This is a genomic window from Natronobacterium gregoryi SP2, assembly GCF_000230715.2.
Classification (GTDB): Archaea; Halobacteriota; Halobacteria; order Halobacteriales; family Natrialbaceae; genus Natronobacterium; species Natronobacterium gregoryi.
Genome location: NC_019792.1, coordinates 1,509,004 through 1,522,561, shown reverse-complemented (window position 1 = coordinate 1,522,561; position 13,558 = coordinate 1,509,004). Strand labels below are relative to the sequence as shown.

Annotated in this window: 15 protein-coding genes, 1 tRNA gene and 1 pseudogene; 14 read left to right on the top strand and 3 right to left on the bottom strand. The window is 60.2% G+C overall.

The window, feature by feature from the left end:
- Window positions 1-29 precede the first annotated feature (29 nt).
- Window positions 30-1,292, bottom strand: a complete 1,263-nt coding sequence (locus tag NATGR_RS07465) for a DNA methyltransferase (RefSeq protein WP_015233438.1) — start codon at window positions 1,290-1,292, stop codon at window positions 30-32.
- Between the two features lie 387 nt (window positions 1,293-1,679).
- On the opposite strand from NATGR_RS07465, the gene NATGR_RS07455 reads away from it, so the two are divergent.
- Complete coding sequence (locus tag NATGR_RS07455) at window positions 1,680-2,432, top strand: PDDEXK family nuclease (RefSeq protein ID WP_005578769.1); 753 nt, start codon at window positions 1,680-1,682, stop codon at window positions 2,430-2,432.
- Between the two features lie 32 nt (window positions 2,433-2,464).
- On the opposite strand, the gene NATGR_RS07450 is transcribed toward NATGR_RS07455, so the two are convergent.
- Window positions 2,465-3,349, bottom strand: a complete 885-nt coding sequence (locus tag NATGR_RS07450; protein WP_015233437.1) for an IS1595 family transposase — start codon at window positions 3,347-3,349, stop codon at window positions 2,465-2,467.
- 310 nt (window positions 3,350-3,659) lie between these two features.
- Here NATGR_RS07450 and NATGR_RS07445 point away from each other — a divergent pair, with 310 nt between their 5' ends.
- From NATGR_RS07445 to NATGR_RS07395, 11 genes and pseudogenes are all read left to right on the top strand, one after another.
- On the top strand, window positions 3,660-4,544 hold the full coding sequence (locus NATGR_RS07445; RefSeq protein ID WP_015233176.1) for an IS1595-like element ISNagr10 family transposase: 885 nt from the start codon (window positions 3,660-3,662) through the stop codon (window positions 4,542-4,544).
- Between the two features lie 227 nt (window positions 4,545-4,771).
- The gene (locus tag NATGR_RS07440; RefSeq protein ID WP_015233436.1) at window positions 4,772-5,665 is read left to right on the top strand and encodes a tetratricopeptide repeat protein; all 894 of its coding nucleotides are present in this window, start codon (window positions 4,772-4,774) and stop codon (window positions 5,663-5,665) included.
- Window positions 5,666-5,667: 2 nt separating this feature from the next.
- The gene (locus NATGR_RS07435; protein ID WP_005578791.1) at window positions 5,668-5,961 is read left to right on the top strand and encodes a DUF424 domain-containing protein; all 294 of its coding nucleotides are present in this window, start codon (window positions 5,668-5,670) and stop codon (window positions 5,959-5,961) included.
- Between the two features lie 70 nt (window positions 5,962-6,031).
- A complete protein-coding gene (locus NATGR_RS07430; RefSeq protein ID WP_005578793.1) occupies window positions 6,032-6,547 on the top strand; it encodes a hypothetical protein in 516 nt (171 codons plus the stop codon).
- Between the two features lie 84 nt (window positions 6,548-6,631).
- Window positions 6,632-7,516 (top strand): hypothetical protein, encoded by an 885-nt coding sequence (locus NATGR_RS07425; protein WP_005578794.1) that lies wholly within the window; start codon window positions 6,632-6,634, stop codon window positions 7,514-7,516.
- 85 nt (window positions 7,517-7,601) lie between these two features.
- On the top strand, window positions 7,602-8,846 hold the full coding sequence (locus NATGR_RS07420) for an aminotransferase class V-fold PLP-dependent enzyme (protein WP_005578796.1): 1,245 nt from the start codon (window positions 7,602-7,604) through the stop codon (window positions 8,844-8,846).
- A 112-nt stretch (window positions 8,847-8,958) separates the two neighbouring features.
- The gene (locus NATGR_RS07415; RefSeq protein WP_005578798.1) at window positions 8,959-9,597 is read left to right on the top strand and encodes an HD domain-containing protein; all 639 of its coding nucleotides are present in this window, start codon (window positions 8,959-8,961) and stop codon (window positions 9,595-9,597) included.
- A 73-nt stretch (window positions 9,598-9,670) separates the two neighbouring features.
- Window positions 9,671-9,915 (top strand): annotated as a pseudogene (locus NATGR_RS07410) (hypothetical protein).
- Between the two features lie 148 nt (window positions 9,916-10,063).
- Window positions 10,064-10,489, top strand: a complete 426-nt coding sequence (gene sufU, locus NATGR_RS07405; RefSeq protein WP_005578802.1) for a Fe-S cluster assembly sulfur transfer protein SufU — start codon at window positions 10,064-10,066, stop codon at window positions 10,487-10,489.
- Window positions 10,490-10,628: 139 nt separating this feature from the next.
- Window positions 10,629-11,027 carry a hypothetical protein gene (locus NATGR_RS07400; protein WP_005578804.1) on the top strand — a complete coding sequence of 133 codons (399 nt, stop codon included), beginning with the start codon at window positions 10,629-10,631 and terminating at the stop codon, window positions 11,025-11,027.
- Between the two features lie 75 nt (window positions 11,028-11,102).
- Window positions 11,103-11,175 (top strand) — tRNA-Gln (locus tag NATGR_RS07395).
- Window positions 11,176-11,262: 87 nt separating this feature from the next.
- Here the strand turns inward: NATGR_RS07395 and NATGR_RS07390 are convergent.
- Window positions 11,263-12,591: an oxidoreductase gene (locus NATGR_RS07390; protein ID WP_005578806.1), complete on the bottom strand. Its 1,329-nt coding sequence runs from the start codon at window positions 12,589-12,591 to the stop codon at window positions 11,263-11,265.
- Window positions 12,592-12,669: 78 nt separating this feature from the next.
- Between NATGR_RS07390 and NATGR_RS07385 the strand changes: the two genes are divergently transcribed.
- Window positions 12,670-12,954: a DUF211 domain-containing protein gene (locus NATGR_RS07385; RefSeq protein WP_005578807.1), complete on the top strand. Its 285-nt coding sequence runs from the start codon at window positions 12,670-12,672 to the stop codon at window positions 12,952-12,954.
- Window positions 12,954-13,541: a VIT1/CCC1 transporter family protein gene (locus NATGR_RS07380; RefSeq protein ID WP_005578809.1), complete on the top strand. Its 588-nt coding sequence runs from the start codon at window positions 12,954-12,956 to the stop codon at window positions 13,539-13,541. Before NATGR_RS07385 ends, NATGR_RS07380 begins: the two co-directional genes overlap by 1 nt.
- Window positions 13,542-13,558: the final 17 nt, after the last annotated feature.

Here is a 13,558-nt window from a genome sequence, read left to right as displayed (position 1 = left end):
CCGTATTATCCTGCGATACCGCTCTTCCGTCACTCCTCGTAGGAGCCAAGTCTCTGTTGAACAGATCCGTTCATGCTTTCGCTGAGGTCGTAGTCGTCGAAATTGAAATTGAACTCGTCCTTGTACTTCATTCGATTTTTCAGAGCGTCTTCAGTGAACAGTAGGTTCAAATCTTCCTCGATTTCCGCTATGTATTCTCTATCTTGGTCGAGATTCTCAAATCGTTCGATAATCGGAGAGCAATCGTGAAGTTCTGTTCCTACCCATTCGCGGCCCATGATCTCGGCGGCGGCGTAGGTTGTGCCTGCTCCACCAAAGGGATCTAGCACACGATCCCCTTCCTCAGAGGCCATTCCGATTACTCGGTGCAGGAGCTTTAGGCTAAGCTGATTGGCATCCCGATTGAGATACTTGTTGTGCCGAACAGGTGGTACGTCGTCCCACACATCGGTCAGGTTCACGCCCTTAGGATTCATTTTCGATTTATAACCACCGTAGTCGTTTTGTTCACCTCCACAATGGGGGCAGGTATCTATGGGTAGACGGTCGGGATCAAAGGTTTTCGGCGAATCCCCCTTAACGAAGTAGAGAAGTGAATAGTGCGAAGGATATAGTCGATTTGGGATGGGAAGACCAAACTTGATGTCGACGGCAATCCAATGTCGTAGGTTGAGTCGGCGAGAGATATAGTGGGCGAAATGGGTGTTCCAGGTCGGGAGGTTGTAGAGGAAAAACGCACCACCAGGTTTGAGTAGATCAACCGCTTGGTCGATCCACTCGGTAGACCAACGGAGATACTCGTCCTCGGCTAGGTCGTCCCCGTTTTTTTCGCCGTAGTCCTTATCCAGATTGAAAGGAGGATCGGCAAAGATCAGATCAAACGATTCGTCTTCAAGTTCGGAAAGGATCTCGCGGCAATCGGCATTGTAGAGTTTACCCTGGCCGGTGGTGAAAACGGGATCGGGTAAACTAACTTCTTCCTCCGAAGTGGTGGGTTCAGTATCAAACGCATTTTGGAGAACATTCAATGCCCGGTTGGGATTTTCCAAGAGTTCCGAATGAAGTTCCTCCGGAAACTCGCCGGCGACGAGTCGAATGGCGTCTGGAGATACGTTGAGAGCTTCGCCGAGTTTCTCGATTTGATCGTCAGTAGGCGGAACGCCTGTTTCTATCTCTCGGAGTGTACCGACGCGGAGTCCCGCCTCTTTTGCTAGTTCGTTATCTGTGAGTTCTCGCTGACGACGTAATTGACTCACGACGTCGCCCGCCGAGCGGAATAATAATCCTGTCATACGTGAGCCTCTCTTTCTTGGTTGGGCCGTCTGTTTGTGAATATAGAAGTGTTGCCCATTGTAATTCTGTATTGTAGCACAGTCACTTATAAACCTTTCACTATCCAGAGAAAGGTGGGCTTCTTCGGTACAAATATTTGCTGGTTGAAGACATTCGTTAATCAATGGACCGCGACCGGGACGAGTACAGTGGTCGGTTCAGCCAGGAATACTCTGATGAGGATTTCATCCGTGCAGTTAAAAAGCTGGGATCTTGCTCGACTTCGGACGTCTCCGACGACGTAGGTTGCTCGTCTGACCTTGCATACCGGCGTCTGACGGAACTTGCCGCAGAGGGCCGGATCGACTCGGAGAAAGTGGCTGGGAATTATCGTTGGTTCTTCAACAATGGAAATTAGCCATACGTACACAATTCTCGACGAAGGAGAATTTCCCAACACGGCCATTTGGAGTGAGGGTCGTGAGGACGTATTAGACTCCGTTAGAGACGTGTACTGGCCACCGAGGAACGATGAATTTCTCGTATATCCAGAGGAAAATGAGAACGGAGTCAACCCAATAACCGAACAGTTCGAGGCGAATTTGGACAAGAAGTCGAATTGGGAGTCTACGGGCCGGAAGTGGTTGAGCGGCCTGCTTGAAGAACGCGGGATACTTGACGAGACGCTGGAAAAAATGGGGGAGTACTACGACGACCCGCTGGATTTCCTATCCAGTCCATGGTTTGACGCCATGAAGGAGGTCGAGATGGAGAGAGAGCAGGGCTTGATCGTAGCGGAATGGGAGACTGGAAATATTTCCTCGAGTCACCGATCATTGAACCGAATCACACTCGGATTGATGTCTGGAATAATACATGGTGGTTTAATCGTTTTACCGAACAGAGATTTGTACTACTACCTGACCGACCGTATCGGGAACTACCGTGAACTTGTGCCATACTTTGTAATTTGGGAATCACTTGCTCACGAGGTAGAGAACGGGATTATTGAGGTCGTAGTCGTGGAGCATGACGGTGTCTCCGATTCCGTTCCCCCAATTGGAAAGCTAACAGACGGAATGTCTGACCGGAAAGTGGATAAAAATGCGGCCATAGGGACTACCGATGGGGACGAACAAGCGGGACTTGAGGAATATTAACGATTACGCTCTTGTGTAGCACTTTGTTGATCTCATAGCGTCGCTTTGATAGCGTGTTTGAGCGCTTCTCTCCCTGGTTTCCGCAGTATCTTTCGTCGAAGTTGGAACGCTCGGAGATACTGTGTGAGCTTGTCTTTTGAGATGCCTCGATGAGGCGAGAGCCACGGTCGCAGCAGCGATCCGTGGCTCTCGCAGGTGTTGACGTGTACGTTTTCGTTGGCGTATTCGCCGTCGCCGTGGACGACGTATTCGCGGTCGAATGCGTCGTCCTCGGCCAGTGGATCGTAGGCACGAAATCCGTCAGTATAGACGGTCAGTGGCTCCTTCTGACGGTTTTCGAGAAGGAGCCGAATCGTCGATTCGTCGGCTGATTTCGCTGGGATCACGTATCGGTCGCCGGTGCCACGATCGACGATCGTAAACACCGGCGGTTTGTCCTGCTCGTACGTTCCTCGCCCACGCGTGGACAGGCCACGCGAGCGCGACTCTTGGTCGCGCTCGCGGCCTTTCAGCCCTGCAGAAACGTAGACTTCATCGATTTCGACCGGTCCGACAAGGTCAAGCGAAGGTGCATCAAGCGCCTTCGTGAAGCGCTCGACGCGCTGGTAGATCGTTTTGTACTGGACGTCGATCTCTATCTGAAGTTGACGAAGACTCGTGTTAAACCGGAGAAACGCGTAAATCGAGAACAGCCACTTTCTGAGTGCGACTTTCGAATGGGCGAAGATTGTGCCGGTCTTGTCGTTGAACGTGCGGTCGCAATTCTTACAGAGATAGCGCTGAAAGTGCCCATAGCTGCCGTTCTTGACCGTCAGGTCAGAACGGCAGCGAGGGCAAGTAACACCGTTACGCCAGCGAACCTGCTCTAACAGGTCCGCTGCGACCGATTCCGACCCAAACACATCTAGCGGGATCATGCCTAACGGACACCGCTAACGCGGTGTCCTTGCTCTCTTCGATTCTACAGCGACAGCTGAGCGGTATCAACAATCTCCTACAGAAGAGCGAACGATTAAGCGTCGGGCGAGACGGATCACAGCGGGAGTGACTTATTCCGTTCTGACTTCCCGCTGCTCGGCGGCGGCTCGCTTGTCAACACCGTCGAATGGTGATGGTATGCAATTTCTGTTTTAGTATGACCGCTCTTCGGAAGCAGATTGTTGGTCGAACAGAGCTGGCGCTGTGAAAGCGTAGCGGGCAAGGGTGATGCGTCAGCATCACCCGACTATGTTCCCAGTTGAAGTGTTTCGCTCAGAGGCGAGCGCCGCGAACCTGCTGGAGCAGGTTCGCTGGCGCGAGGGCCTCCAGTGCCCGCGCTGCCAGTCTGAATCGGTGATCAAGTACGGCAGCTATCGAGAGTATCAGCGGTATCGCTGTAAAAATTGTGGACGCACGTTCAACGACAAGACCGGCACGATCTTCGCGCACGCGAAGATCGGCCTTGACAAGCTGTTGTTCGCGTTCTACTCGTTGCTCCGATTCAACACGAGTATCCGCCAGTTAGACGCTGAAATTGACGTCTCCTACCGATCGCTTCACCGGCGCGTCGAGCGTTTCGCCAGAACGCTCGACGCGCCTCAGCTCGATCTCGTTGGCCCCGTCGAGATCGATGAGTTCTACGTTTCTGCCGGAAAGAAAGGCCGCGAGCGCGACCAGGAGTCGCGCTCGCGTGGTCTCTCGAAACGTGGCAGAGGAAACTACGACGAAGACAAGCCACCTGTGTTTGTCCTCGTTGATCGCGGTAGCGATCAGCGATACGTCATCCCGTCGAAATCCGCCGACGAATCGGCTGTGCGACTCCTCCTCGATTCCCACGAGGAGGAGTCGCTGACAGTCTATACCGACGGCTTTCGTGCCTACGACCCGTTAGAGACGGACGAAACGTACCAGCGAGAAGCGGTTATTCACGGCGAGGGAGAGTACGTTGATGGAGATGTACACGTGAATACGTGCGAGAGCCACGCGTCGCTGGCGCGACGGTGGCTCTCGCCGCATCGAGGTATCTCGAAGGACAAACTCACCACGTATCTCAGACTCTTCGAATTTCGTCGGAAAATCCTACGCAAACCCGGTCGAAAAGCCCTGAAAGACATCGTTCGAACTGTTCTCTGACTCACCAACAATGTCCTTCACAAGAGCGTAGTATGACTTTCACGACGACGAGAGACTCGAGCTTTATATTCTGCTCGAGGGTATCGGCGCAGAGAGTCGATCACTCGAGCAGTCCACAGCCTCCTCGAGCGGCTTCCGATCGATAGCGAATGGTACGCCTCGAGCGTCTCGCGAATCCCACTCCACAGGTCGCAGACCTTAACAGTCCTCGCCGCCACATTCCGCCAATGACCGACCCAGCGGACGATCGTGACCACAGCTTCTCCGAAGGGGAGGGGTTCGACGATTCGTACGACGAGTTCGACCTGGACCCGCCGGAACTCGGTGTCGATCCGGCGAAGGTCGATCCTGTCGACTCCCGTGTCGTCACCGACACGCTAGACCAGCACAACGTCGACACGGACGTCGTCGACGCGAGCGAGCTGGTCGATGTCGGGCTGAACTACATGCAGATCAACCGCTACGAGCAGGCCACCGAGGCCTTCGAGCGGGCAGCCAACTTCGCCGAGGACGACCGCGTCGAACAGGAGGCGTGGGTCGACAAAGGTGTCGCTCACGCCGAACTCGAGGAGTACGACGAGGCGATCGGTGCCCACCGCGAGGCGCTGCGGATCGACGACGAGAGCGAACACGCCGCGACCGCCGAGACGAACCTCGCCTACGCCCTCTGGGAGTTCGGCGAGACTGCCCAGGCCCTAGAGCACGCCGAACGCGCCGTCGAGATCGACGAGCGGTTCGCCGAGGGCTGGTTCAACCGCGCCTTCTTCCTCTCCGAGCGCGGGCTGGCCGAGGAGGCCCTGCACTGTATCGACAACGCGATTCGACTCGGCCTGCGCAACGCGAAAGTGCTCGAGGAGAAAGCCGAGATTCTCGAGGAACTCGGCGAGTACGACGAGGCCGAGCAGATCGCAGAGGAGGCAAACGAGATGCTCGAGCAGGCCGAACAGCAGGTCATGGAGGATCGGATGGACGGGCGCGGACAGGCTGGCGGCGCGGGGGGTGCCGGTGGTCTCGAGGAGCCCGGTCGCCCGTTCGAGGGCGAGGAAGGTGGGATCATGGACCCCGGCCGCCGAACCGGTGAGGAGACCCCCGAGCACGACCGCGAGTTCGAACTCGAGTAGCGATGATCGTCAACGAACGCGAGACCCAGGAGGGGTTACTCGTCGCCGTCTGTGATACGGACGTCCTCGGTGAGCGTTTCGAGTCCGATGAAATCTCGCTGACCGTTACCGAGGAGTTCTACGGCGGCGACGAGGTTGACGAGGACGCCGTCGTCGACAGTCTCGCCCGTGCAGACATCGCCAACATCGTCGGCACGCGAGCGGTCGACCTCGCCATCGAGGAGGGCTTTATCGACGAGGCGAACGTCCTCGAGGTGGGGTCGACGCGACACGCGCAGCTGTTACGGCTGTACTAGGTCGGTTCGTCTTCGATCGGCGACCCGTACGAGCAGTATACTGATGGAGTAGTGATACGTACGTCGTCGCATGCCCAGTTCCCCTCGGTGGGAGTCGATCCGCGCCGGCCTCCATCGCCTCGTCGAAACGTACACGCCCGATGGAACGCGCGGACGGCTCGGACTGGCAGCGGTCGCTGGCCTGGTCGGAATCTACTCGCTTATGATCGCGTTCGGATTCCTCGTCAACCCCTGGATCGGTTCCCTGTTGCTCGTTCCAGGGGCAGCAGTCGCCGGTGTCTTCCTGACTCTCCTCACCCTCGTGACGTTGTGGCCGATCTATCTCTCGCTGATCGGCCACATCGATGCGTCCGACGCCTACTCGCCCGACGCCTACTCGAGCGAGTCCGAGACCGAGTCTACGCCGTCCCCGACAGACGGACTCAAATCCCAGTACCAGCGTGGTGAACTGTCGGAAGCGGAGTTCGAACGCGAACTCGAGGCGGTGCTTTCGGAGACGGACGAACGTGTCGCCGCTCGAGCCGACATCGTCGACGAGATTCGTGAGCGAGACGACGAGCGCGAATCCGAATATTCCGGCCGATAGACTCGCTGCGAGCCACTGGTCCGAATCGCCCGGAAACACGTCACGGACCGTACCTTTTTGCCGACTGCCCTGGTTCCACCGGGTATGGAATCCGAACGACCGAACGAGTCGAGCGTCCTCGAGCGACTCCGACAGCCCGAGTACACGGGTGAAAATCGCTGCATTCCCTGTACCGCAGTCAACGTCGTCATCGCGGTCGTTCTCGCGATTGCGGTCGCTGTCGTTTCGCTGCCGGCCGCACCGATCGTCTTTGGACTCTCGCTCGCCGCGATTTACGTCCGTGGCTATCTGGTTCCGGGAACACCGACGCTGACGAAACGCTATTTCCCCGACTGGCTGCTCGCGAAGTTCGACAAGGCGCCCGCCACCAGGGGAACGGCACTCGAGAACGACGCCGACGCGGCCGTACCCGACGAACCTGGTTCCGACGACGACCTGATCCCCGACCGCGTCGATCCCGAACGGCAGTTCCTCGAGCACGGAGTCGTCGCCCCCTGCGAGGAGGTCGCGGGTGCCGACGGTCCCGACGACGACCTCTGTCTCACCGCCGCCGTCCGGCAGGACTGGCAAGCCGAACTCGAGGCGATCCGCGACGGCGACCGCCGGCGGCAGGTCGCCACGTTTCTCGAGATCGATCCGGCGGCTCTCGACTTCGAGTGTTCTGGCGAGCAGGCAATCGCCCGCGTCGACGGCCGGCAGGCTGCGTTCTGGGAGTCCGAGGCGGCCCTCCTTGCGGATCTCGCTGCAGCCGAGGTGCTCGCCAACCGGCTGCCGAACTGGGATCGACTCTCCCTGGAGAATCGGAGCCAGCTCGCCAGCGGTCTTCGGACGTTCGTCGAGTCCTGTCCCGGCTGTGGGGGATCGATCTCGCTCGACGAGGAGACGGTCGAATCCTGCTGTCGCTCCCATCAGGTGTATGCGATCACCTGCGAGGCGTGTGAGGCGCGACTTCTCGAGGTTTCGACCTGACAGGAAACACCGTCGTTCGACCCCCTTGCCTGCTGAACTGGCGGAACCGAAGGAGTGTTTTGTGTGCGGTCCCTGTAGTCACGTAATGAGCCAACAGGAACTCGAGTCGCTCGACGTCGAGGCGATCCGCGAGGAGTTCCCCATCCTGCAGCGGGAGTTCGACGGCCAGCAGGTCGTCTACCTCGACAACGCGGCGACGACCCAGACGCCGGACTCGGTCGTCGACGCGATGAGTGACTACTACCGCGAGTATAACGCGAACGTCCACCGCGGCATCCACCATCTCAGCCAGGAGGCCTCGCTCGCCTACGAGCAGGCTCACGACCGCGTCGCTGACTTTATCGGCGCTGACGGTCGCGAGGAAGTCGTCTTCACGAAGAACACGACCGAAAGCGAGAATCTCGTCGCCTACTCGTGGGGGCTGAACGAACTCGGTCCCGGCGACACGATCGTCCTCACGGAGATGGAACACCACGCCTCGCTGGTGACGTGGCAACAGATCGGGGAGCGGACAGGGGCCGACGTCGAGTACATCCGGGTCGACGAGACGGGCCGTCTCGACATGGATCACGCTCGCGAACTGATCGACGACGACACCGCCATCGTCTCGGCGGTTCACGTCTCGAACACGCTCGGGACGGTCAATCCCGTCGGTGAACTCACCGATCTCGCCCACGAATGCGACGCGTTTTCCTTTATCGACGGTGCACAAGCCGTCCCGAACCGGCCCGTCGACGTGACGGAAATCGGTGCGGACTTCTATGCTTTCTCGGGACACAAGATGGCTGGCCCCACCGGGATCGGCGTTCTCTACGGGAAACAAGAATTGCTCGAGGCAATGGAACCCTACCTCTACGGCGGCGGAATGATCCGCAAGGTCACGTTCGAGGAGTCGACGTGGGGCGACCTCCCCTGGAAGTTCGAACCCGGGACGCCGCCGATCGCCGAAGCAGTCGGTCTTCACACGGCGATCGACTGGCTCGAGGAGATCGGCATGGATCGCATTCAGGCGCACGAGGAAGAGATGGCCCGGTACGCCTACGACCAACTCGAGGCCGAAGACGACGTCGAGATTTACGGCCCCGAACCGGGTCCCGACCGCGGCGGCCTGGTCAGTTTCAACCTCGCGGATGTCCACGCCCACGATCTGACCTCGATCTTGAACGACTACGCGGTCGCCGTTCGTGCGGGCGACCACTGTACCCAGCCGCTACACGACAAACTCGGCGTTCCGGCGTCGACTCGAGCGTCGTTCTACGTGTACAATACGCGAGAAGAGGTGGAGCAGCTGGTGGCGGCCCTCGAGGACGCTCGAGAGCTGTTCGCATAATCCGTCACGACCGAAAGCGGCTTTTCGTCCGGCCGTTTACCGAGTGGGTCGTCCGAGCGCACCGTCGCGTCGAACCGCGTCGCTTATTCACGTTTCCGGGAAAGTCGGGCCTATGATCGACGAGGTTCGCCGCGGTGCTCGCTCGTACTTCGAGGATGCGTCGCCGGCACACGACTGGCAGCACGTCCAGCGCGTCGAGGCGCTCGCGGAGACGTTACTCGAACGCCATCCGGGATCGGCCGACGGCGAGGTACTACGGCTCGCGGTTCTGTTGCACGACATCGGACGGGAGAAGGAGGATCGCGGCGGGATCGACGATCACTCGGCTTGGGGTGCGACGGAAGCCGAACGACTCCTCGAGGACGTCGGTGCGTCGGCGGCGACGGTCGAACGCGTCTCTCACTGCGTTCGCTCCCACCGGTTCTCGACGGGTCCGGAGCCCGAGACGCTCGAGGCGAAACTGCTCTCGGATGCCGACAACCTGGATGCGCTCGGGGCAGTCGGGATCGCACGCGTCTTCGCCTACGGCGGCGAGAGTGGCTCGCCGATCCACGGGCCGTCGGTTCTGCCTGGCGAAACTGATCCGACAGACGCCGACGACGTGAGTCAGTACGCACACGTTCACGAGAAGATCCTCCAGCTCGCAGACCGCATGTACACCGACGTCGGCGGGGAACTCGCCGACGACCGGACGCAGTTCGTCCAGGAGTACGTGAGACAGTTCGACGCGGAAGTTGCGGGCGATCGGTGACTGGAAACCAACGACAAACTGATGGAGAATTTTTGAACCGTCTGTCCCTAGTTGGTACCGCCGAGGTGAGACTGTGCACGAGAAGCCCATCGGCCGTCCCCGACGGGACCTGTTCGACGCCCTGGCCGACGTTCCCACCGCGTCGACCGGTACGCTGTTTTGCTCGGAACCGTCCCGGTCGTTTTTGCGGTTGCACTGGTCATCGCAACCGTGGCGAACGTGTCGATGGGACAAGCGATGTTCGTCGCAGCGACCATCGGCGTGTTCGTCGTCGACGCCTGCTATCTCAACCCGCCCATCGACCAGGGGTCGACGTAGCGGCATCGACCACCAACCGTTTCCACGCCGCAGTGTGCAACCGCGACTCGACTGCTCTCGTCCACCAGCCGACGTAACCGATTTCGATACCGTCCCACTCGGACCCCCGGAACCCTTTTACAACTCACTAATCTATTCGAGTGTAACGATGGGACTGGGCTCGGACATGTACCGACAGCAGATCCTCGACCACTACAAGAACCCCCGCAACTACGGGCAACTCGAGGATCCAACCTTTACCCACGTCGGCGAGAACCCGATGTGTGGTGACGAAATTCGGATGGATGTCGTCCTCGACGACGAGGGCGACGAGGAACGGATCGAACGCGTCGCCTTCTCCGGCGACGGCTGTGCGATCAGCCAGGCCAGCGCGAGCATGCTCTCGAAGGAACTGCAGGGCAAGACCGTCGACGAACTGCTCGAGATGGATCGCGACGACGTGACCGACATGCTCGGCGTCGACATCTCGCCGATGCGGGTCAAGTGTGCCGTCCTCGCGGAGAAAGTCGCCCAGGACGGCGCAGAGATTTATCGCGGCGAACTCGAGGTCGACAAGACGACGACCGAAGACTGAGACGGAGTGCTGTAACGGTTTCTTGATGCAACCGCAGGTCGGGTCGCGGCTGCGCCGGAAACGACTTATAGTAGTTCGTACGAACTCGCTTCTCCACTGCCGGCCGCAGCTTTACCCGCCCGTTTCGTCTGGAACCCGTATGGTCGAGACCGCCGTCGGGTTCGTCCTCGGAGCGATCATCGGCGCGATCGCCACGGCAGCCGGCTCGTCCCTGCTCTACTGGAAGCGGGAACGCGACGCGACCCGCCGACTCCGGCGTGCGTTCGCCGAGGAGCTTCGAGCCTACGAGTACGTCGACGAACTGGTCGATGACGGCGGCTACGAGCAGGTGACCGAACGCGTCGAACCGCCCGTGATCTACGAGTCCGCGGCCGACGACCTCGGACTGCTCTCGGAAGACGAGATCGGCGACGTCGTGGCGTTCTATAGCTCGCTGTACTGGCTCGAGGGACTCGAGGACTCCGAGGACAAGAAAGACCGGATCGAGTCGGTCGTCGAGAAACGACGGACGGCGCTGGCGCACCTAGAGAATAGATAGCGCGTCTCGACCGCTCACAGCAACCGAGTTCGTAACACTCTAATACGAACGTCGATTACGACCTGATGCTGTCGTAGTCCATTGGGGTAGTGGCCAATCCTGAAGCCTTCTGGGGGCTTCGACCCTGGTTCGAATCCAGGATGGACTACTTCTCTTATAACTTCGCCTGGAAAGATCCCCCAGCGTCGGCTCTCGATCTCCACCTGAAACGAAGGGGTCTATCTGAACGCCCATCTCACGCCCGGTCGTACGCACCCTGCTGCTCGAGTTCCCCTCGTTTCCGCAATACGTCGGGTGTCCGGCAGATCCCAGGTGCGCCGGTCGCCTGCGGGATGGTACAGTTGTTACAGCTCTCACAGAGGACCCGCGTAGCGTCGTCGTTCTCGAGCAGGCGTGCGCCCAGTCGCGGTTCGGCGTAGAACGGTCTGGCCATCCCGACCATATCACAGGCCGGCGCTTCGCCGGAATCACCCAGCAGCCGATCAATCCGCTCTCGGTCGCGGATTCCGCCCTCGGCGAGGACGGGGATCGAGGTTTCTTCGCGGACTCGTCGACAGAAGTCCTCGTTCCAGGCGGGTTCGAAGTCGTACTGCAGCGACTCGAGCCAGTTCCCGAGGGCGACGAGTCGCCGCCGGCCCGATCCGCCGAAGGCCGCGTCGTACTCCTCGTGAAGCGTCTCGCTGTTCCACGCCCGTTCCGGGTACTCTCCGCGGACGATGCTCATGTCCCAGACGACCGACGCCCGGACCGGGACGACGGCATCGTAGCCGATCTTCTCGAGTCGTCGGGCGATCTCGACGCCGTCCTCGAGCGAGAGCTTTCGCCGGACGACGGGAGCGGGCGGCGCGGGGGTCTCGGCGGGGACCTTCGTGATCACGGGGACGTCGCCGGCCCGGTCACGGATCTCGTCGTGGACGACCGCGAGGAACTCCAGGCGTGCTTCGGGACTCCCGCCGAACTCGTCTTCGCGGCGGTTGTAAAACGGCGAGAGGAACTGCTGGACGATACCCATGTTCGCCCCGGAGATGTGGATGCCGTCGTAGCCGGCGTCGACGGCATACGCCGCAGAACGGCCGAAGTCTTCCGCGAGGGCGTACACCTCTTCGGCCGAGAGGACGTGCGGGTCGTACGAGAGGAAGCCGAGTCGATCCAATACCCGCAACTGCCAGGGTGGCTCTGAGACGGCAAGTTGCTCGAGGTCCGGGTGCTGCCGCCGACGTTCGGCATGCCAGGTCTCCATGCTCCGCAGTCCACCGTGTTCCAGTTGCAGGAAGATCCGGCCGCCGTGGTTGTGGACGCGCTCGGTCAGCCCGGACAGTTGCGAGACGAACTCCGGGTCGTGGACGCGGGTCATCCCTGGCGCGGCACAGCCGCCCTCACCGCGGACGATCGTCGCACCCTGGCAGATGAGGCCGACGCCGGACTCCGCGGCCGGCTCCAGATCGTCGATCAGCGTCTCGACCGCGTCGGGGCCGGTGCCCGCACACTCGAGCAGCGGTGCACGATAGAGCCGATTCGGGACCTCAACGCCGCCGATCTCGAGTGGGTCCTCGAGGGGAGCCATACGCGGAGTATCACGGGATCGTACAAGAGGATGTCCGTCAGCCGTAGACATTTTACTTCGTCTGCCGTCCGAACGAGTATGGCTCCGATTACGCGACTCGTGCTCGACGTGTTGAAACCGCACGACCCGAGCGTCGTCACGTTCACGACGCAACTGGGCGATCTCGAGTGCGCCGACGCGGCTACCGCGACGGTCGTCGAAGTCGACGAGACCGTCAAGACGCTACGGGTGACACTCGAGGGCGACGATCTCAGCCTCGAGGCCGTCCGCGAGGAGATCCAGGACCTGAGTGCATCGGTTCACTCGATCGACCAGGTCGCCTGTGGCGAGCGGACGGTCGAAGATCCCTGGCTCGGACGCTAATGTCGATCGTCGCCCGACTCGAGCGATTGTGGCGCGTCCTCGGGAAAGACGACGTCCGGTCGATCTCTCGGCGGTACTTCATCGCGAACGGCTTCGACGGGACGCTCACCAGCATCGGCGTCGTCGTCGGTGCCTATCTCTCGGGGATCGGCGACGGCCTCACTGCGATCGCCATCGGTCTCGGCGCAGCCGTCGGTCTCGGGACCTCCGGCGTCTGGAGCGTCTGGGAGATCGAACGCGCCGAAGCGATGGCCAAACAGGACCGAATCGAGCAGGCGATGCTCACCGAACTCGAGGACACGCGAATCCAGCGGGAGAACCGCGCCGCACAGATCGTCCACGCGACCGCGAGCGCGTCGGGTCCGATCCTCGCCATCCTGCTTACCCTCTCGCCGCTCGCGCTCGAGGGTGTCGTCTTCACGATGCTCCAGGCGGTCGCCGCGTCGATCGCCGTCGGGGTCGCGATCCTCTCGACGTTCGGCATCTACCTCTCGACGCTGTCCAGACAGCGGTGGTACGTCGCCGCCGTCCGGATGGGGCTCGCGGGAATCGTCGTGACGGTGCTCAATATCTTCTTGCCGGGGTGAGAAGCGAACTCACGGTG